This is a genomic window from Marinobacter sp. UBA5687, assembly GCF_002420325.1.
Classification (GTDB): domain Bacteria; phylum Pseudomonadota; class Gammaproteobacteria; order Pseudomonadales; family Oleiphilaceae; genus Marinobacter; species Marinobacter nauticus.
Window position 1 is genome coordinate 14,128 of record NZ_DIHV01000064.1, and the last position, 18,580, is coordinate 32,707.

At 58.2% G+C, this 18,580-nt stretch carries 20 protein-coding genes; 10 read left to right on the forward strand and 10 right to left on the reverse strand.

The window, feature by feature from the left end:
* Window positions 1-10: 10 nt before the first annotated feature.
* Together B3Y70_RS06855 and B3Y70_RS06860 are read right to left on the reverse strand one after the other, a co-directional pair.
* Complete coding sequence (locus B3Y70_RS06855; RefSeq protein ID WP_023008590.1) at window positions 11-472, reverse strand: universal stress protein; 462 nt, start codon at window positions 470-472, stop codon at window positions 11-13.
* Window positions 444-2,063, reverse strand: coding sequence for a BCCT family transporter (locus B3Y70_RS06860; RefSeq protein WP_199452489.1), 1,620 nt, complete (start codon window positions 2,061-2,063; stop codon window positions 444-446). The genes B3Y70_RS06855 and B3Y70_RS06860 overlap by 29 nt, the downstream gene beginning before the upstream one ends.
* A 104-nt stretch (window positions 2,064-2,167) precedes the next feature.
* Here B3Y70_RS06860 and cadR point away from each other — a divergent pair, with 104 nt between their 5' ends.
* Together cadR and B3Y70_RS06870 are read left to right on the forward strand one after the other, a co-directional pair.
* Entirely contained in the window at window positions 2,168-2,632 is a 465-nt protein-coding gene (cadR, locus tag B3Y70_RS06865; protein WP_041655025.1) for a Cd(II)/Pb(II)-responsive transcriptional regulator, read from the forward strand.
* A gap of 64 nt (window positions 2,633-2,696) precedes the next feature.
* The gene (locus B3Y70_RS06870; RefSeq protein WP_022990837.1) at window positions 2,697-3,338 is read left to right on the forward strand and encodes a cation transporter; all 642 of its coding nucleotides are present in this window, start codon (window positions 2,697-2,699) and stop codon (window positions 3,336-3,338) included.
* Window positions 3,339-3,343: 5 nt separating this feature from the next.
* On the opposite strand, the gene B3Y70_RS06875 is transcribed toward B3Y70_RS06870, so the two are convergent.
* Window positions 3,344-3,805 carry a DUF6174 domain-containing protein gene (locus B3Y70_RS06875; RefSeq protein ID WP_011786552.1) on the reverse strand — a complete coding sequence of 154 codons (462 nt, stop codon included), beginning with the start codon at window positions 3,803-3,805 and terminating at the stop codon, window positions 3,344-3,346.
* Window positions 3,790-5,937, reverse strand: a complete 2,148-nt coding sequence (locus tag B3Y70_RS06880) for a M12 family metallo-peptidase (protein ID WP_153740645.1) — start codon at window positions 5,935-5,937, stop codon at window positions 3,790-3,792. Before B3Y70_RS06880 ends, B3Y70_RS06875 begins: the two co-directional genes overlap by 16 nt.
* A gap of 154 nt (window positions 5,938-6,091) precedes the next feature.
* Between B3Y70_RS06880 and rrtA the strand changes: the two genes are divergently transcribed.
* Window positions 6,092-6,631, forward strand: coding sequence for a rhombosortase (gene rrtA, locus B3Y70_RS06885; protein WP_194841899.1), 540 nt, complete (start codon window positions 6,092-6,094; stop codon window positions 6,629-6,631).
* On the opposite strand, the gene B3Y70_RS06890 is transcribed toward rrtA, so the two are convergent.
* Window positions 6,591-7,517: an AEC family transporter gene (locus B3Y70_RS06890; protein WP_011786555.1), complete on the reverse strand. Its 927-nt coding sequence runs from the start codon at window positions 7,515-7,517 to the stop codon at window positions 6,591-6,593. The genes rrtA and B3Y70_RS06890 overlap by 41 nt on opposite strands.
* A gap of 190 nt (window positions 7,518-7,707) precedes the next feature.
* On the opposite strand from B3Y70_RS06890, the gene B3Y70_RS06895 reads away from it, so the two are divergent.
* The 6 genes from B3Y70_RS06895 (at window position 7,708) to B3Y70_RS06920 (ending at window position 13,274) form a co-directional block, all read left to right on the forward strand.
* Window positions 7,708-8,157, forward strand: a complete 450-nt coding sequence (locus B3Y70_RS06895) for a c-type cytochrome (protein ID WP_022990832.1) — start codon at window positions 7,708-7,710, stop codon at window positions 8,155-8,157.
* Between the two features lie 10 nt (window positions 8,158-8,167).
* Window positions 8,168-9,583: a cbb3-type cytochrome c oxidase subunit I gene (locus tag B3Y70_RS06900; RefSeq protein WP_199452491.1), complete on the forward strand. Its 1,416-nt coding sequence runs from the start codon at window positions 8,168-8,170 to the stop codon at window positions 9,581-9,583.
* A gap of 61 nt (window positions 9,584-9,644) precedes the next feature.
* Window positions 9,645-10,595, forward strand: coding sequence for a 4Fe-4S binding protein (locus tag B3Y70_RS06905; RefSeq protein ID WP_153740641.1), 951 nt, complete (start codon window positions 9,645-9,647; stop codon window positions 10,593-10,595).
* A gap of 16 nt (window positions 10,596-10,611) precedes the next feature.
* Entirely contained in the window at window positions 10,612-12,435 is a 1,824-nt protein-coding gene (locus tag B3Y70_RS06910; protein WP_153740640.1) for a nitric oxide reductase activation protein NorD, read from the forward strand.
* Between the two features lie 11 nt (window positions 12,436-12,446).
* Window positions 12,447-13,022 carry a cytochrome c oxidase subunit 3 gene (locus B3Y70_RS06915; RefSeq protein ID WP_153740639.1) on the forward strand — a complete coding sequence of 192 codons (576 nt, stop codon included), beginning with the start codon at window positions 12,447-12,449 and terminating at the stop codon, window positions 13,020-13,022.
* A 12-nt stretch (window positions 13,023-13,034) separates the two neighbouring features.
* On the forward strand, window positions 13,035-13,274 hold the full coding sequence (locus B3Y70_RS06920; protein WP_011786561.1) for a cytochrome C oxidase subunit IV family protein: 240 nt from the start codon (window positions 13,035-13,037) through the stop codon (window positions 13,272-13,274).
* Between the two features lie 168 nt (window positions 13,275-13,442).
* On the opposite strand, the gene B3Y70_RS06925 is transcribed toward B3Y70_RS06920, so the two are convergent.
* From B3Y70_RS06925 to B3Y70_RS06945, 5 genes are read right to left on the reverse strand one after another with little or no spacing between them, the layout of a single operon-like run.
* Window positions 13,443-13,817 carry a hypothetical protein gene (locus B3Y70_RS06925; RefSeq protein WP_278350460.1) on the reverse strand — a complete coding sequence of 125 codons (375 nt, stop codon included), beginning with the start codon at window positions 13,815-13,817 and terminating at the stop codon, window positions 13,443-13,445.
* A complete protein-coding gene (locus B3Y70_RS06930; RefSeq protein ID WP_278350461.1) occupies window positions 13,789-14,571 on the reverse strand; it encodes a CbbQ/NirQ/NorQ/GpvN family protein in 783 nt (260 codons plus the stop codon). Before B3Y70_RS06930 ends, B3Y70_RS06925 begins: the two co-directional genes overlap by 29 nt.
* 13 nt (window positions 14,572-14,584) lie before the next feature.
* Window positions 14,585-15,328, reverse strand: coding sequence for a PhnD/SsuA/transferrin family substrate-binding protein (locus B3Y70_RS06935; RefSeq protein WP_278350462.1), 744 nt, complete (start codon window positions 15,326-15,328; stop codon window positions 14,585-14,587).
* A gap of 1 nt (window position 15,329) precedes the next feature.
* On the reverse strand, window positions 15,330-16,532 hold the full coding sequence (locus B3Y70_RS06940) for a cytochrome D1 domain-containing protein (RefSeq protein ID WP_278350463.1): 1,203 nt from the start codon (window positions 16,530-16,532) through the stop codon (window positions 15,330-15,332).
* Between the two features lie 14 nt (window positions 16,533-16,546).
* Complete coding sequence (locus B3Y70_RS06945) at window positions 16,547-16,912, reverse strand: c-type cytochrome (RefSeq protein ID WP_278350464.1); 366 nt, start codon at window positions 16,910-16,912, stop codon at window positions 16,547-16,549.
* 223 nt (window positions 16,913-17,135) lie between these two features.
* On the opposite strand from B3Y70_RS06945, the gene B3Y70_RS06950 reads away from it, so the two are divergent.
* The coding region (locus B3Y70_RS06950; protein ID WP_288589469.1) for a nitrite reductase at window positions 17,136-18,580 on the forward strand (1,445 nt) is incomplete at its 3' end.

The window sequence follows — 18,580 nt, forward strand, 5'->3', positions numbered from 1 at the left end:
AACAAGGACCTTACTCGCTCTCTACAGGTCCGTCGCTCTCGTTTTTCTCCATACTGGGAAGCACCAGCACCGCACAAGGGGCATTGACCGACACATACTCCACCGTTGCCTTGCGCAACGGCCAGTGGCTGCCACCGCCACGGGAGACCAGAATCATCAGGTCTGCACACAGCTGGCCGGCCAGTGCCACCAGTTTCTCACCGGCCGAACCGGCCACCACGTGCAGGATCGCCTCCCGGTTCAGGGGCAGGTATTTCCGGGCCAGCAGATCCAGGTGGTGCCGCACCTGTTCTTCTTTGTCTTCCGGTGCTTCTTCGGTGACGTGAGGAAAGAAACCGCTGCCACCCGGGTTGAAGACACTGGCCAGGTGCAACTCGCCCCCCTCCTCCAGAAGATTCAGGGCCGCTTCCAGTGCACGCTTGCCCTCCCCGTCGTCTTTCGGATCAATCGCGATCAGCAGCTTCCGGTACATAACCTTTCTCCTGTTTGGGTTCAGAATCGGCTTCCACTTCCGGGAAGGCGCGGCCTCGCACCAGCTCATCCACACTGTAGCCGCGATAATCGGCGTGCAGAGCGCGATAGAGGGACACCGCCATAAAAATCAGCAGAATACAGAACGGTAAACCAAGTGAAGTGATCACGTTCTGCAGAGCATCCAGCCCGCCGGCAAGCAACAGAGTGGCCGCAATTACCCCCTGGGCCGCCGCCCAGAAAATCCGTTGGCGAATCAGCGAAGGCTGGTCGTCCCGGCGTGTCAGCATATCAATCACCAGGGAGGCGGAGTCCGATGACGTGGTAAAGAAAATGACAATAATGACCACACTCAGAGCAGAAGCCGCCTCCGCCAGCGGAAAAACATCAAGAAACGCAAAGATGGCCACCGACGGATCCCTCTGCACCTGATCCGCCAGTGCCACCAGGCCATTCATCTCAACGTTGATGGCAGAGAGACCAAAGATGCCGAACCACACCAGCGTAAACGCGGTTGGCGCAAACAGTACGCCGGCTACGAACTCCCGAATGGTTCGCCCACGGGAAATCCGGGCAATGAAAATACCCACATAGGGCGCCCAGGAAATCGTCCAGGCCCAGTAGAACAACGTCCAGTTGCGTTGCCAGTCCGACTCGCGAAAGGTTTCTGTCCAGAACGCCAGCCAGGGCAAGGCATCAAAATAATCACCCACGCTCTGAACCATACCTTCGGCAATAAACACGGTAGGGCCCACCGCAAATACAAACAGCAGCAAGACAATCGCCAGCAGAATATTCACCTGGGACAGCCGCCGAACTCCTTTGTCCAGGCCTAGCGCTACCGAGGTCGCTGCAATGCTGGCAATAACCGTGATCAGCAGAACCTGAACCCAGCCCGCGGAAGGAACACCGAACAGGTAATTCAGTCCACTGTTCAGCTGCAACGTGCCCAGCCCGAGCGACGTCGCCACCCCGAACAGCGTGCCCAACACCGCGATAACGTCCACCGCCCAGCCCCATGGACCAAAGGTGCGCTCACCAAGAATCGGGTAGAACAGGCTGCTGATACGCATGGGAAGGCTGTGGCGATAGGAGAAATAACCAATGGCCAGCCCCGGCATGGCAAAGATGGTCCAGGTGTGAAGGCCGAAATGATAGAGGGCAATGGTCATGGCGTCGGTAGCGGCCTGCTCGGTGCCGCCCTGCACACCATCAAATGGCGGATTGGCAAAGTGGGACACCGGCTCAGCCACCCCCCAGAACATGAGGATAGTGCCAATGCCGGCAGCAAACAGCATGGTGAACCAGGTGAGATTCGAGTAGTCCGGCCGACTGTCATCCGCCCCAAGGCGGATGCTGCCGTAGCGACTGAGCGCCAGACCAAGAAGAAAAATCAGAAGCGAAGACACCGCCAGGATATAGAACCAGCCCAGGTTACGGGCCACCCATCCGGTCAACTGCCCGAAACTGCTGGCCACAGCCTGGTCAAAAGGAATCGCCAAAGCCACAAACAGCGCGGCTATAGCAGCTGAACTAAAGAACACTCCGGGTATTGTCTGCAAGCCCAGCCGGTGTTGCAGGCGCTCCAGCACAGTCGCCTCCTCATTCCATGAAACCACCGCGCCACTGTACCATAGTGACAGTATCGTCTTCGGGCTGAGAGTTGACCGATGTCAGGCATTCAAGGGAATACATCATGAAAATTGGAGAGTTGTCCCGGCAGGCCGGTGTTCCGGTAGAAACTATCCGTTATTTTGAAAAAATCGGGCTGATGGCCAAGCCAGAGCGCGGCGAAAACGGATATCGCTATTATCGTCAGGAACACCTCGACCGCCTCCTGTTCATCCGGCGCTGCCGCAATCTGGACATGGCGCAGGACGAGATTCGTGAACTCATCCGGCTGGCTGAAAAACCCACTGCCGATTGCTCAGACGTCAATGCTCTGCTGGCTCGACACCTGTCACATGTGCGGGCCAGGCTCAACGAACTGAAAAGCCTGGAACAGATGCTGGTCAACCTACAGAACGCCTGTTCAGACCCGCGGACCATCCGGGAATGTGGGATTCTGGGCGGGCTCAGCGACGAATTGGCCACCCTCCCGGAACCCACCGCATCGGATAACCATGTACCAGGCACTCATGGATCAGGCCATCATGATTAGCAGGTGTTGACCCTGTAGCAACTACAGGGTTTTTAATGGAGACACTTAAACATTGGAGGTCTCTATGGCGTGTTCCTGTTCTGCACCTGAACCCAAAACTCCCGCTCCGGGGTTCCGAAAAGCGCTTTGGCTGGCGCTGTGGGTGAATCTGGTGATGTTTCTGGTGGAAGGCTTCGCCAGCCTGCAATCCGGGTCCGTTTCCCTGATGGCCGATGCCATCGATTTCTTTGGCGACAGCGCCAACTATCTGCTTTCTCTGAGCGTTCTGGGAATGGGGATGCTCTGGCGCGGGCGGGCGGCTATGGTAAAAGGTCTGACCATGGCCGTGTTCGGACTGGTGGTCTGGGGCCGGGCCGTCTGGGTACTGCAAAGCGGCATCACGCCCGAGCCACTGACCATGGGCATGGTGGGGCTGCTGGCGCTTGCCGCCAATGTCTTTGTTGCCGTGATGCTGTTCCGGTTCCGGGACGGTGACTCAGACATGCGCTCGGTCTGGCTTTGCAGCCGCAACGACGCTATCGGCAATATGGCCGTTATGGCCGCCGCACTGGGCGTGTTCGGCACCGGCAGTGCCTGGCCAGATCTGATCGTCGCAGCCATCATGGGTACGCTGGCCGTCACCGCCGGAGTTAGCGTGGTTCGCCATGCCCGCGCCGATATCAATGACGCGAAGCGTGACGCACAATTGCAGGCCAGCGAGACCTGAGTCCCTCAGAAAGGCTGGAAATCCGATAGACGGTAGGAGAATTCATCGTCTGCGATGAATGGGCTACCGTCCACTTCCAGCCGTACCGGGAACCCATAGCGTTGATCGTACTCAGCGACCAGGGTTTCTGCACTGTGCCGGGCTTTATCAATAACACCCAACAAACCATCAATGGTCAGGCGCCTGGGGTCCAGAATATCCGGATGGTTGATCGGCTGTTCCAAACCTTCAACATCGATCACCGTTCCCTCGCGCACAGTCACTCGCATGGGCTGGAGCAGGTCGGGAGGGCAGAAACAGGTTTGCCACACCGTAACCTCGTAACTGTCGATACCATGGGCTTGCCAAACGGCCTGAGCCTGTTGAAAATCCAGCACCGGGGTATTGTCTTTGCCGGCGCCGGCGCAACCCGCCGCCAGCAATGACACCACCAGCACCAGGCCTGTGCAGGTTATCTGACGTTCCACCACCGCCTCCTTCTGACGATCACGGCCGTCAGAGCAACCAGCAACCACCCCGCGCCCAGGCTGCCACCGCCACCGGATGAATCGCCACCCTGGTCTTCGTCGGTCGAGGTTTCCTCGAGCTCCGGCATGATTGCCGGAACCGTCTCACTGCTGGCAAACTGACCACCGTTGATAGCAACCAGTCGGTATTCGTAGGTATATCCCGCCACCGGTGTCTCATCGACATAGCTCTCGGTACCGTAAGGAGCCGTTGCCAGCAACTGCCACGGGGTATATTCAGTTCCTGTACGGCGACGTTCAATCCGATATCCGGTCTGAGGACCAGCATTCTCGGTCCAGGCCAGCAGCACACGGCCCGCCTCGGCCACAGCGGTCAGCCCCTCGGGAGCAACAGGGGCGTTGTTCCAGCTTATGCTCGCTGAATTGCCGGGCAATGAACGCACGCCCTCCAGCACGGCCACCACGCGATACGCATACTCACCGGTCGCGATCAAAGACGCATCGCGGTACTGATTCGTGCCCGCCGACAAGGTCACAGGCAGGTCGGAATAGGCGGTCTCGCCAGGGGCCATACGTTGCACAACATAGCCAGCTTCTGTGGTCTCGCTTGGTTGCCATCGCAGAAACGCACTCCGGGCCTCCGGTGTCACCACCAGGTCACCAGGAGCCGCAACCGCGGTGGGCGCGACCTCAAAACGGCTTTCCAGCGTATTGTTGGCCGGCTGCAAATCCAGTACTTCACCACTCAAGCTGATCAGGGAGACCCGTTGATTCAGGGTCAGATTGGCTTCGGTACCTGAATATGCCTGAATCGCGAGCTGGTGTCCCTGAGCATCGGGGATAAGATCGGAACAGCTATAGGACCGGGATGAGATCTCGCAAGGCACACTGTCAACGGTGACCATCTCCAGCCGGGTGTCTGTGCCCGTCAGTTCGCCCGTGACTTCCAATCGATCTGCATTTTCGGAAGCGCTCTGATAGCCAATATCAAAAAAGGCCTGGAACTGGCTCTGTCCCGGTATCCTCTCAGGATTTGTGGTTACCGCCGTGAGCATGGTATCGGCCGGAAAATTGAAACACTGTTCCAGCGCCGGTTGCTGGTTAATGGTATTGATCAGATTGGTTTCAGAACACGACGAAAACCGGGTCGCATCCGGGTTTGCCCAGGGGCTCATGATGAATCCGGTCGAACAGCTGTTCTGCTGCTCATCATGATTGGCACCGAAATTATGACCGAGCTCATGGGCAACGACGACAGCGGTCAACACGTTGGAGTCAAACGCGTTGGTAACACCGGTACCATACCCGCTGTTACTACAGAGGCTACCTACCCAGGCCAGCCCGGCCGTACTTCCATCGAAATCCCTTCCGCTCACCAGGTGCAACAGGGCGCGCCGATTCTGCTGAAACGGCAGACTGCCGCCGGCCACCTGCGCGCGCACATCATCCAATAGTTCATCCGCTGAAGTGGATGTGGTGAAGGTATTCGTCTTCAGGAAAGTAAGACTCAGGGTATCCAGCGCAATACCGAACTGCTCGAAATAGAACCCTTCCACCAGATTCAGAATGCTGACAGCCCGATCCTGGAAGTCGTCGGGGAAACGTTGCTGGAATTCGAGATCGAAAACCACCTCCAGCTCCAGCAACAGACAGGCTCCTTCTACCCGGCTGTCACAGAGGCTGTCGTAGCTCGCAGACACCGCCTGCGCCATCATTGGCGTAAGAACACGATCAGGAGCAATAACGGCACTGCTGTGTACATGGTCAACACCGCAGCTGGGAGCGACATCAAACCCAAAGCTCTTAGTGACCAACTGCTGACTGTCCTGCCGGCCACCAATCACATGCATACGCCCAAACAGGTAGGCCATACCTTCCCAGCCATTCTGCAGGCGAGACACCCTTACCCAGCTGTCCGGGTCGACTGCCACCTTACCCTGAAAGTGGCGGCCCAAGGCGAGTGCCTGGTGCGCCCCCAGGGCTGAGACCAGCCGATTATTGGCTTGCAGCTCAACTTCGTAATCCTGGCCATCTATCCACAAATCCAGCGACTCCGAAGCGCTGGCATGAATTGAGAACAACAACAGCCAGACATGAACCAGTATCGGGAAAAGGTACAGCAAACGTCTCACGGGCGAATCCTTTTCTGTTAAGGCAATTGGAATTCGCGCAAACTAATAGGCTTGGCAGGGCGAGACCAGCCCGAACCAGTAACAATCTGCATTTATGAGAGACATGTCCCGCATGAGGGTTCGAGTGGTTAACAGGTCGGCACTCTTGTTATGCATGGTGCTTGTATTTTCATTTTTTCTTCCACCTCAATTGTTGCAGTGGCAACCGGACACAATCACATCCGGCCAGTGGTGGCGCTTGTTTACGGGTCACCTGGTTCACCTGAACGTGAACCATCTCCTGTTGAATCTGGCAGGCGTGCTTATTCTCGCTCTTCTGTTCCCACGCTTCCTGCCTGTCGGCAGGTTACTCTGGATCACACTGCTGATGGCCGCAGCGATCTCCCTGGGACTATTGTCGCTCCGGCCAGACCTGGCCAGCTATCGAGGATTCTCCGGCTGTATCCACGGCCTGGCCGCAATTCTGGCAATGAGAGAGCTGAAAACGGATCGCTGGCTTTCCATCACTCTGCTTGCAGCACTGTCCGTGAAACTTGTTTTGGAAGGTTTTGAACTGGCCGGTTCCCAGACCACGGCCCTGATTGGAGGACCGGTAATCTGGGAGGCCCATGCACTGGGTTTCGCTTCCGGACTGCTGATTGCCGGAGCCGGCTTTATCCGGCGCCGAACGCCAAAGCAATCATCACTGGAATAAAACCGAGGGCAAACAAGGTACTGAGCAACGTAGTACCCGCTGCCTGCCTGGGTGAGGCCTCCAGCAAAGTCGCAATCACCACGGTATTGGCGGCAATCGGTGTGATGGAAATCAGGAAAATGGCCTGATGCACCGCCGGCTCGTAGATTCCCAGAAGCGCTGAATCCACCCACCAGAACACAATAGCCACCAACGGCCAGATCACAAACTTGCCGAAAAAGGCCAGCGCCGTGAACCGAGGGTTGCCGGCCAACCCCCGGAAGCTTGTAATGCCCATACCGATTATCATCATACCGAGAATGCTGTAGGCGCCTCGCAGGTTGTCAAACAGCGGAACGAAAATATCCGGAATGCCTATCCCGGCCAGATTCAGGACCACCGCTGCCAGAAAGGCATACACCGAAGGCAGCTTAAGCACCCGCCACAGTGCATCCTTGATGCTGTACCGGCCCCTTGCGGCAAGATAGAAGCCAACGGAATTCTCAAAAAGCGTCGTACCCAGCATACAGACAATATAAAGCCCCAGCCCCTCTTCCCCGAACAAAAGCAATGCGACTGGCACCCCGAAGTAACCGGTGTTACCCGAGCCTACGCACAGGGGAATTATGTTTGCACTGCCATCGGACAGCGCCTTTTTGGCCAGTTTCAACTGAACCAGCCCCAGTACCGATGACGTTCCGAAAACAAGGAAGGGGAGCAGAATCACCTCAGGGCTCAGCGGCGCCGCCATTACGCCGGAAAACACCACTGACGGTGTGACGATGTAGAGCATGATGCCGGCTATATGTCGGCCACTGGCTTCCAGGAACCGACCCGCTATCCAACCCAGTGCAACGGTGACATAAAGCGGAAGAAGTTTAAGCAGCAGGGCCAGGGCGGCAGACATGATCTCTCCGGGCGTAAAACCTTGAAAATACAACCAGCGGGGCAGTCTACCACCTACCCATCAAGAGGTAACTCCCCAGCGCAATAGAGAAACCCGGGATCATCTTTGATAATCATCAATAGCATTAGGGATGCATCTTTATATCCTAGTGGGGCAGTCAGGTATTCGTAACAACCAAGGAGAGAGACCAATGGCCGAGCGCTTTACCAAAAGCATGGCCAGGAACATATATCTGGGGGGAAGTGCCTTCTTCGTCCTGCTGTTCCTGGCCCTGACTTTTGACACTCAGCTGCGTGCTATGCCCGAGCGGGATAACCGCGACGAGCTCACCGAACAGGTGGTGCGCGGCAAACATCTGTGGGAAGAGAACAACTGTGTCGGTTGTCATTCCATCATGGGCGAAGGCGCTTACTTCGCTCCCGAACTGGCCAACGTGTTTGACCGCCGTGGCGGCGGTGATACTGAGGTCTTCAAGGCATACATGAAAGCCTGGATGAACGCCATGCCCACGAATATTCCGGGCCGGCGCCAGATGCCGGATTTCAATCTGAGTGATTCCGAGATCGAAGACCTGGCCGCTTTCCTGGAGTGGACATCCAAGATCGACGACAACGGTTGGCCACCCAACATCGAGGGGTAAGGGAGCAGATATGAAATACGAATCTCAAAGGGTCGCCATGCCCTACTTCATCTTTGCCCTGATTCTGTTTGCCGGCCAGATTGTGTTCGGCCTGATTCTGGGTCTCCAGTACGTTGTCGGTGATTTCCTGTTTCCGGAAATCCCTTTCAACGTTGCGCGGATGGTGCATACCAACCTGCTGATTGTCTGGCTGCTCTTCGGCTTCATGGGCGCCACCTACTACATGGTTCCGGAAGAAGCCCAGACCGAACTGCACAGCCCCCTGCTGGCGTGGATTCTGTTCTGGGTGTTCGCGGCAGCCGGCACGCTGACCATCCTGGGCTACCTGTTTGTGGACTACGCGACCTTGGCAGAAGTCACCATGAACAAGTTGCTACCCACCATGGGCCGGGAGTTCCTGGAGCAACCCACGATAACCAAGATCGGTATCGCCGTGGTCGTGGTGGCGTTCCTCTATAACATCGCCATGACCGCGCTGAAAGGCCGCAAGACCGTGGTCAACATCGTGCTGATCACCGGCCTGGTAGGCCTGGCCGTATTGTGGCTGTTCTCCTTCTACAACCCCGGTAACCTGGCCACCGACAAGTACTTCTGGTGGTTTGTGGTCCACCTGTGGGTAGAAGGCGTGTGGGAACTGATCATGGGTGCCATCCTGGCCTATGTGTTAATCAAGCTCACCGGTGTAGACCGCGAAGTGATCGAGAAGTGGCTGTACGTGATCATCGCCATGGCGCTGATTACCGGCATCATCGGTACCGGGCACCACTTCTTCTGGATCGGGCCGCCCGAATACTGGCTCTGGCTGGGTTCTGTGTTCTCTGCACTGGAACCGCTTCCGTTCTTCATGATGGTGGTCTTCGCCTTCAACATGATCAACCGTCGCCGACGCAACCACCCGAACAAGGCCGCCATGCTGTGGGCCATGGGTACAACCGTCATGGCATTCCTGGGCGCTGGCGTGTGGGGCTTCCTGCACACTCTGGCTCCGGTGAACTGGTACACCCATGGTAGCCAGATTACCGCAGCCCACGGCCACATGGCCTTCTATGGCGCCTACGTAATGATTGTACTGACCATCATTTCCTACGCCATGCCAATCATGCGCGGTCGCCCCTACGGCAACAGCAATACCGCCCAGATTGTGGAAATGTGGGGCTTCTGGCTGATGACCATCTCCATGGTGTTCATCACCCTGTTCCTGACCGCTGCCGGCGTCCTGCAGGTTTGGCTGCAGCGTCTTCCGGAAAGCGGTGAAGCGCTGTCCTTCATGGCAGGCCAGGATCAGATCGCCCTTTTCTACTGGATGCGATTTGTCGCCGGTGCCTTCTTCATGGCCGGTCTGGTGGTGTACTTCGGTAGCTTCTTCATCAAGGGCGAAGCCAGCCCGGCTGAGGAAGTCCGTGGTCCTGCCACGGCAGACGCCTGATAAAGTCTGATCGCCGGGGCCTTCGGGCCCCGGCACATTCCCGAAACCCTGGACAACCTCTGTGCATGCGCAAGCCGTCAACCCGAAAGACACCCTCCAGCAGAAGCGCCTGATTACCCGCAGCGCCTTCTTCCTGCTGTTTTTGCTTGCGCCCGTACTCAATATTTTCCGTTACGACCTGACCGAAACCCGCTTCATACTGCTGGGCTTTCCCCTGTCGTTTAACCTGAATCTGGACTGGGTCGCCCAGAGCACTCCCGCCGAGGTGGCTGGCCAGATCCTGTTCTGGTTTGTCTTGCCCATTCTGGTGCTGGTGCCTCTGGTTCTGTGGATTGCCTTCAGGTGGGGCCGCCTGTATTGCGGCTGGCTGTGCCCCCACTTCTCCGTGGTAGAAACCATCAACGACCTGATGACCCGCATTACCGGCCGCCCAACCCTCTGGGAAGCCCTGAAAAAAGGCAGCACAGGCAAGGCCATTCACTGGGCCGGCCTTACTCTGGTGTGCGCCCTGATCGGTTTTTCCTGGGCCCTGGCATTACTTTCATATCTGCTGCCACCGATGGCCCTGTATACCGATCTGGTGACAGGCCAGCTTGGGCTGTATCCCGGCATTTTCCTGGCGGTAGCAACCGCTGTTTTTACCTTCGATTTCCTGTTTGCCCGGCACCTGTTCTGCAAATATGGCTGCGCCGTGGGGCTGGTACAAAGCATCGCCTGGATGACCAACGGCAAGGGCCGGGTGGTTACCTTCGATACCAAACGCGCTGCCGCGTGCCGGGACTGTACCAAAGCCTGCGACGAAGCCTGTCCCATGCGCCTGCCCACCCGCAGCCATAAGCGGGCGAAATTCAGCTGTACCCAGTGCCTGCAGTGCGTGAGCGCCTGCCGGGAAGTACAGAAAGACAACCCCGAAGGCTCCCTGCTGACCTGGGAGCCCGGCGAACCTGGCAAACAGACGGTGCTGATTCCCGTGCGCCAGGTGGAATCCACCCCGCGACAATCACGGGCCTGAACGACGAGGACACGAGATGGAAGAGTGGGTCGGACTGAAATGGCACGACTACGTAACCCGCCAGGCCATGGGCGAATTCCCCGAGTATGCCGTGCATCTGAAAGACGAAGCCCGCACACTCGGTGTCATGTTCCGGGCCATGGGCGGAGACCCTGCTCTGAGTCTGGTGACTGCTGAGCCCCGGCATTTCCAGATTCGCCGGCGATTCCTGCAAAAGCTGGCCGGCACCCACCGCAAATTTGAACTGGCCTGGCGCGATGAAGAAAGCCTGCGCCTGCCAGACAGACTGGCCCTGTTCCCGTCCCGCAAGGTGAACCGGGAGCTGTACCTGTGGCTGGCAGCCCTCGCGTCGCTCGGCGAAATTCACCACCACAGCTGGCTGCAAGGCAATCAGGCCATGGTGCAGGAACTGCTGAGCCGCTGGCCGGGCCTGGAGCCCATGTACCAGCGGCTGGTAAAACACACGCTGCAATGGCGTCCGGAACCAGACAGCCTTCGTGGCAACGAAGCCAGGCGCGAGGCCGCCATTCGCCAGGCCCTGATTCACCCGGGCAGCGTAGACGACCTGCCAGAAGCCCTGACCGACCCCTGGCCGGTGGTGCTCTGGCTGTATCCGGTACTGGGCCGGGGCAAACTCAAAGGCCAGATCATTGGCGACGACAACACCATGTCCAAATCCGGCGGCCTGGCCAAAAAACGCAAACGCCGCCGCGCCGAACGGGTGGATGCTTTCGATAAAGACCAGGGGCTGATGCTGTTCCGGCTGGAAAGCCTGTTTTCCTGGTCTGAATTCATTCCCATCGACCGCGCCGGCGACGACAGCGAAGAGGAAGACGCCGATGCCGTGGCGGACGACATGGACATGATCTCCGTGTCCCAGGACCGGCGCGAAGCCTCCTCCGCAATCAAGTTCGACCTGGACCTGCCCTCGGAAGAAAATGACGACCTGCATTTGGGCCCGGGCATTCATCTGCCGGAATGGGACTGGCGCCGCCAGGATTACCGGGCAAAATTCTGCTGCCTGCAGCCACTGCTCAGCAAAGACGCCACGCCGTCGCCGCTGCCAGAGCACCTGAATCGCTCCGCCAGGACCCTGCGTCGCCAGTTCAGTGCGCTGAAACCTCTGCGCCAGTGGGAACGCCGGCAGCTGGAAGGGGAAGAGCTGGACCTGGACGCATGCCTGGAACGCATGGTGCAGCACAAACGCGGCATTGGCGAAGTGGATCAGAAGCTGTTCCGCCAGTGCAAGCAGAACCAGCGGGACCTCGCCTGCCTGGTGCTTACGGATATTTCGCTGTCGACCGATACCTACATCAATAACCACCAGCGGGTGATCGACATCGCCCGGGACGGCCTGCAACTGCTGAGCGAAGCTCTCACCGCCAGCCGCGATCCGTTCGCCCTGTTTGCCTTCTCCTCCAGGCGGCGGGACCACATTCGCTTCCACCACATCAAGAGTTTCGACGAGCCATACAACGACACCACAAGAGGCCGTATCCAGGCCCTGGAACCGGGCTACTACACCCGTATGGGCGCCGCCATCCGTCAGTCCATAAAACTGCTACAGACCCGGCCAGAGCACCAGAAAATCTTACTTCTGCTGACCGACGGCAAACCCAACGACCTGGACCTGTACGAAGGTCGCTACGGCGTGGAAGACACCCGCATGGCCGTGCAGGAAGCCCACAAGGCCGGGCTGACCCCGTTCTGCGTGACCATCGACGAAGAAGCCAACGAATACCTGCCCTACGTGTTCGGCAGCAGCAACTTCGTGGTCATCAAAGACCCGACCCAACTGCCCGGCCAGCTACCCAAGCTGTACATGAACCTGACCCGTTAACGGAGACTGTCATGGCTGACGTACAAGCCGCCCACAGGCGGCACCTGCCCGGCGACATCGCGGTATGGTTTTTCATCTTTGCGGAACTGGCCGTGTTCGGCATTCTGTTTATCGGCTATGGCGTGGCCCGAAGCCTGGACCCGGCCACCTTCTCCGCCGGCAAGGAGGCCCTACATCCCTGGACCGGACTGATCAACACCGTTGGCCTGATCACCGCCAGCTACCTGGTCGCCCTGTCCGTTCATCGCCTGCGCAACCGGAAAACCGGCACAACCGCCCTGCTCTGGGCCGCCATCGCGGCGTCGTCCATTTACACCTTCGGCAAGCTCTACGAATACGCGGACCTCTACGCCAACGGCTACAACCTGGGCACCGACACCTTCTTCATGTTCTATTTCTTCCTGACGTTCTTCCACTTCATGCACGTGGTGCTGGGCCAGATCATCCTCGTGGTGCTGGCGGTAAAGGTGAAAAAAGGCGACTACAACGGCGACGACATGAACGGCATGGAGTCCGGCGCCTCCTACTGGCACATGGTCGACCTGGTGTGGCTGGTGCTGTTCCCGATGCTCTATGTCCTGGCCTGAGGAGACTTTCTGATGCTAGTGGTCTATATCGCGCTGATGATCTGTACGATGACGCCAGTTTTGGCCTTGCAGGCCGGTGCGGACATGTCGGTTTTGGTCTGGCTGGTGTTTGGGCTGGTGATCGTAAAAGCGGTTTTACTCGTTGATCACTTTATGGAAATGAAACATGCCCCCTGGGGCTGGCGTATGGCAGCTCAGGGCTGGGCGGTTGTCGTTGTCTCGGTTCTGGCAGGAATTCACCTGGCAGGCTAATAGCACGCGCCGCGGAATCCCGTGAGAAGGATCGAACGGCGGGGTCGGGTAGGTCCTTCCAAAAATTTGTGGAGCCATGGATGGCGGAACAGAAGCGCCACATGGATGTGCCGCAAGGAGCGTTTTTTGGAAGGACCTACCCGACCCTGCCTTGCACCAAACCTCAAGTTACAACAATCGCCGCGGAAACATAGGCGGCTTGTTGCCAATAGCCTGCGCCAGAGCAATCATCCCCCAGAGTACGAACGACGTGTGCAGAACGACAGCCCAGACAATGGCATAGGTCCAGAATAACCCGGTGTTGCCGTAGATGAGCCAGCAAACAGCAACCCCCGAACTGATCAGCATAGCTCCCAGTATCGACATATAAACCGCCGCCTTGCTATGGGCCCGCCGCAACGCATGCGCATCACCGGATTTCATGGCAATCGTCAGTAACACAACGAAGCCGATAATCGGCAACGCCAGCAGGTTCAGCAAATACCAGATAACCGGGGCAATCGCCCCGGGCGGTTCAGTCTTCGGACTGCCCGAATACGGCATACACCACCTCCATCAGTGCGTTAACAGTGACCGCGTCATCCGATAGCGGCTCAATCATTCCGGCCCGGCAGGCTTCGATGTGGGGCATACCGGATGCGATCAGGTATGCGGTGTGGATCAGCAACCGAGTTGAGGCTGCTTCCTCCAGATCGTGATCTTTGAGCTTGCGCAGCGAGGTTGCCAGCCCTACCAGCTGCTTCGCAAGGTCGGCATCGCAGCCGGACTCCTGCTGAACGATGGTCTGCTCCACATCCGGCGTCGGGTAATCGAAGCTCATGGAGACAAAACGCTGCCGGGTACTGGGTTTCATGCCTTTCAGCAAACTCTGGTAACCCGGGTTGTAAGACACCACCAGCATGAAACCGGGTGCTGCCTTGAGCAGTTCGCCGGTGCGTTCGATGGGCAGTTCCCGGCGGTCGTCCGCCAGCGGGTGCAGTACCACGGTGGTGTCTTTTCGTGCTTCCACTACTTCATCAAGGTAGCAGATTCCGCCTTCCCGCACCGCCCGGGTCAGCGGACCATCTTGCCAATAGGTGCCGTCCGGACCGATCAGGTGGCGGCCAACCAGGTCAGAGGCGGTAAGGTCATCGTGGCAGGCCACGGTGTAGACCGGGCGACCGAGTTTTTCGGCCATGTAGCGGACAAAGCGGGTTTTACCACAGCCGGTGGGGCCTTTGATCAGTACCGGCAGGCCGTTGTCGGCAGCGGCGGTGAACAGTTCGACTTCGTTGCCGGCGGGTTGGTAGAAGGTCATAAACAGCTTCCTTTTAAGGCTGGGAATCGGGTGAGGCAAAGCCGTGCACCCATTCCGGGAAAAGATTGAATATCTGGCGATCGTCGCTGCGCTTCAGTTCCAGCAATGCCCTCAGGCACTGCTGTAATCCGGGGTTCGTGGTGTCGGTACCGGCATACCAGCCAGCACCTGAAACGGGCTTTCCCTGCCAGGTAATGGCCAGGCCCTGGGATTCCAGGAACGGCGTCACCAACCCAAGTTCCGAGACCGCCGCATGGGTGTTGTTGTGCAGCAACAAACCCAGGGCAGAGCTGAAATCACCTGCTTCATATCGCTGCCCCGGTTTCGGCGTTATACCCTCGGCAGCCAGGGCCTTGAGTGCAAGCTGCCCGGAGAGCGGATCAGTTCCTGCCACCAGCGAGACATCCCGCCCTTCCAGCTCCCCCAGTGTTCTCACACCGGCGGTTCTCCGGGTTACCCAGACCGGAACCGGATCCTGGCCATCGGCGTTGACGGCCCGGAGCTTGAGCCTGCCCTCCCAGCCATCCTGCCGGTACACCAGGTCACTCTCAACCTGAGCCTCACCCTCAACGGCTTGATTGAACACCAGCTCTGCCTTGCAGTTCTGTTTGTCGAGATAACGCTGCAGCCGGTAACTGGCCACGGTGACAGACCTGGATTCCGTTTGTACTTCAAGTCGCACCGGCCCGGAAAACTGGCCGGCGCTGACGGTACCGGCCCAGAGCATAAACAGCCAGCCGCCAGCGGCCACCCTCATCTCACAAGCCCAGCTGGTGCGCCCGGTTGGTGAAGAAGATGCCAGACGGCTTTTGTGCCGGCAGGGTTGCCACTTCTTCCAGGGTTCGGGTGTTATAGACGGTCACCCGATCACTGTCCCGGGAAGATACCCACACTTCCTCACCGCGCGGGGTGAATTCCATGTGCAGAACGGACTTGCCGGGCTCCAGGGTACGGATGATTTCCCGGGTGCGGGAATCAATCACCTGCACCACGTCGTTCTTCGGGTGCGCAAAGCTGACCCAGATCTGGCGGTTGTCCGGGCTGGCCATGACAAACACCGGCTGGCCCTGCACCGGAATGCGCTGCACCATGCTCCAGTCTTCCATATCGGCGACCAGAACCTCATGGCGACCGACCGCCGGCACAAAGGCATAACCGTCGGCGATGGCCCAGCCTTCCAGGTGCGGCATCTTGTAGACCGGCAGGCGCTGCTCGCCCTTGCCGTAATCCGGCAGGATGGTCTGCGCGCCCTGTTTCGGCTCCCACAGATCCATCATCGACAAGCCGTCTTCGCCGAACAGGCCGGCAATATAGAAGCGGCCATCGGGGGTGATCAGCGCGTCGTAGGGCTCTTTACCAGCCTCATGGCGAGTCACGCCCGGCGGATTGCTGTGCATATCCACGGTCCAGATTTCACCGGCCTCGAACAGGCTGAACACAAACTGGTTGCCCGGGGCATCCACCAGGCCCACGGTCTTGGACTGATCCTGCACGCCCTGGGCGTTGGTATAGTACGCGGGAATTTCCACCACGGTATCCAGGGTCTCACTGTCGAAAATGTTCACGCCGCCGGGCTCGTAGTTGGACACCGCCACGTAACGACCATCCTGGGAAATGGCTCCACCGATACTGTTGCCGGACTGAATGATCCGATCGATCACCGTACGGGTGAGCAGGTCGACTTTGGTGAGCCCGCCATCACGACCAAACACATAGCCGTAGCGGGCATCCCGCGAGTACACCACTGAGGCGTGAGACAAATCGCCCAGGCCTTCTACCCGGCCCAGGATTTCATGTTCGGAGTGGTCCACCACCAATACTGAGCCGGTGGCCCGCTCTATGATCAAACCCAGGTCACCTGTGCCGCGAAGCTCAACAGGCTCCGGCACCGACAGGGATTGGCAGCCGGTGATCACGGTGGCGGCGATGGTCAGTGCAATCGGTGCAAACAGACGTTTCATCGTGAGTCCTTCGGTTATCGGCTTCGGGAAGAATCGGTTTCGGGGGCAATCAGGGCGCCGGATTTCAGCTGCTCGCTGATCCAGGCAATTTCCTGGTCGGTCAGCAGGGCTTTCCAGGGTGGCATCGCCGTACCGGGAACGCCCTCCCGAATGATGGCTGCAATAGCTGCCTCTGGCAGGGATTCGATATCCTCAGGCCGTAAGGGCGGGCCAAGGCCGCCTTTCAGTTTCAGGCCATGGCAAGAGCCACAATCCTGAATGACAAAATTGGCCAACTCATCCTCGGTTTCCGGTGCCCCGGCAACAGCGCCTGCCGTCAGCATCAGGGCGGTAGCCAATACACTCACTTGCCAGCAAACGCCCAGTGCGGACCGTTTCATCAGCGCTCTCCTGAAGGATCACAGTCATGCTGCAATCCCAACAATTTCATGGCCTTGATATTGATTAAATTTGTGGCAGGTATCCAGTGATCTTTAGGCATACGCCATCTACCACCTGCGAGGTACTCTCTTGAAAACCAGCATCTTTCTGACATTAATCAAGGTTCATAAGCCATAACAAGAGAAACCTAGGAGTACTCTTGAACCCCAAGGAGAGAACCTGATGAGAGTAACCAAACTGATGATCAAGCCGCTGGCACTGGCCGTGGCCATTACGTCGTTGGGCGTAATGAACGCACAGGCAGCCCCGAAAGATCCTGACAAGTCCACCATGGCCTATGAAGGCACCCCCAGTGCAGTAGATGCGGAATCTGCCAAAATTGTTCGCTCCCCAGGTGCGCCGGATCTGACCGATGCAGAATTCGAGAAAGCGAAGCAGATCTACTTCCAGCGCTGCGCCGGCTGTCACGGCGTACTGCGTAAAGGCGCCACTGGTAAACCGCTGACTCCGGACATCACCCAGGAGCGCGGTATCGACTACCTCAAGGCGTTTATCAGTTACGGCTCCCCGGCCGGCATGCCGAACTGGCTGACGTCCGGTGACTTCGATGAAGAAACCGTGGAACTGATGGCCAAGTACATCATGCACGAGCCTCCCATGCCTCCCGAATTCAGCCTGGCTGACATGAAGGAAACCTGGGAAGTGATCGTTCCGCCGGAAGACCGGCCGACCAAGCAAATGAACGACCTGGATCTGGAAAACATCTTCAGCGTCACCCTGCGTGATGCCGGCCAGATCGCCCTGATCGACGGTGATTCCAAGGAAGTCGTGAAGATCATCGATACCGGCTACGCAGTGCACATCTCCCGGATGTCTGCCTCCGGCCGCTACGTGTTGGTTATCGGTCGTGACGCCCTGATCAACATGATCGATCTGTGGATGGAAGAACCGCAGACCGTCGCCAAGATCAAGGTCGGCATGGAAGCACGCTCTGTCGAAACCTCCAAGTACAAGGGCTGGGAAGACAAGCTCGCCATTGCCGGCACCTACTGGCCACCGCAGTTCGTGATCATGGACGGCGACACTCTGGAGCCCAAGAAGATTGTGAGCACCCGGGGCATGACCGTGAGCACCCAGGAATACCATCCTGAGCCACGGGTAGCTGCCATTGTCGCCTCCCACGCCCACCCGGAATTCATCGTCAACGTGAAAGAAACCGGCAAGATCATGCTGGTGAACTACGAAGACATGGAGAACATGAACATCACCTCCATTGATGCAGCGGAATACCTGCACGATGGCGGCTGGGATGCCAGCATGCGTTACTTCCTGACGGCGGCCAACAACTCCAACAAGATTGCGGTTGTGGATGCTCAGGATCGTAACCTGGAGGCGATTGTTGATGTTGGCAAGATTCCGCATCCGGGACGTGGCGCCAACTTTGTTGACCCCGAGCATGGTCCGGTCTGGGCGACCTCTCACCTGGGTGATCAGACCATCCAGATGATCGGTACCGACCCGGAAGGCCATCCAGACAAAGCCTGGAAGGTGGTTCGCACGGTGGATGGCCAGGGTGGTGGCTCACTGTTCGTGAAGACCCATCCGAAGTCCAAGAACCTGTGGGTAGACACCGCCCTGAACCCGGCGGAAGCCGTAAGCCAGAGCGT

What these genes read in the sequence shown, in the direction of transcription:
- B3Y70_RS06855 (WP_023008590.1), bottom strand. Translation starts at nt 472, where the DNA reads ATGTACCGGAAGCTGCTGATCGCGATTGATCCGAAAGACGACGGGGAG.
- cadR (WP_041655025.1), top strand. Translation starts at nt 2,168, where the DNA reads ATGAAAATTGGAGAGTTGTCCCGGCAGGCCGGTGTTCCGGTAGAAACT.
- B3Y70_RS06870 (WP_022990837.1), top strand. Translation starts at nt 2,697, where the DNA reads ATGGCGTGTTCCTGTTCTGCACCTGAACCCAAAACTCCCGCTCCGGGG.
- rrtA (WP_194841899.1), top strand. Translation starts at nt 6,092, where the DNA reads ATGGTGCTTGTATTTTCATTTTTTCTTCCACCTCAATTGTTGCAGTGG.
- B3Y70_RS06890 (WP_011786555.1), bottom strand. Translation starts at nt 7,517, where the DNA reads ATGTCTGCCGCCCTGGCCCTGCTGCTTAAACTTCTTCCGCTTTATGTC.
- B3Y70_RS06895 (WP_022990832.1), top strand. Translation starts at nt 7,708, where the DNA reads ATGGCCGAGCGCTTTACCAAAAGCATGGCCAGGAACATATATCTGGGG.
- B3Y70_RS06900 (WP_199452491.1), top strand. Translation starts at nt 8,168, where the DNA reads ATGAAATACGAATCTCAAAGGGTCGCCATGCCCTACTTCATCTTTGCC.
- B3Y70_RS06910 (WP_153740640.1), top strand. Translation starts at nt 10,612, where the DNA reads ATGGAAGAGTGGGTCGGACTGAAATGGCACGACTACGTAACCCGCCAG.
- B3Y70_RS06915 (WP_153740639.1), top strand. Translation starts at nt 12,447, where the DNA reads ATGGCTGACGTACAAGCCGCCCACAGGCGGCACCTGCCCGGCGACATC.
- B3Y70_RS06920 (WP_011786561.1), top strand. Translation starts at nt 13,035, where the DNA reads ATGCTAGTGGTCTATATCGCGCTGATGATCTGTACGATGACGCCAGTT.
- B3Y70_RS06925 (WP_278350460.1), bottom strand. Translation starts at nt 13,817, where the DNA reads ATGCCGTATTCGGGCAGTCCGAAGACTGAACCGCCCGGGGCGATTGCC.
- B3Y70_RS06930 (WP_278350461.1), bottom strand. Translation starts at nt 14,571, where the DNA reads ATGACCTTCTACCAACCCGCCGGCAACGAAGTCGAACTGTTCACCGCC.
- B3Y70_RS06935 (WP_278350462.1), bottom strand. Translation starts at nt 15,328, where the DNA reads ATGAGGGTGGCCGCTGGCGGCTGGCTGTTTATGCTCTGGGCCGGTACC.
- B3Y70_RS06940 (WP_278350463.1), bottom strand. Translation starts at nt 16,532, where the DNA reads ATGAAACGTCTGTTTGCACCGATTGCACTGACCATCGCCGCCACCGTG.
- B3Y70_RS06945 (WP_278350464.1), bottom strand. Translation starts at nt 16,912, where the DNA reads ATGAAACGGTCCGCACTGGGCGTTTGCTGGCAAGTGAGTGTATTGGCT.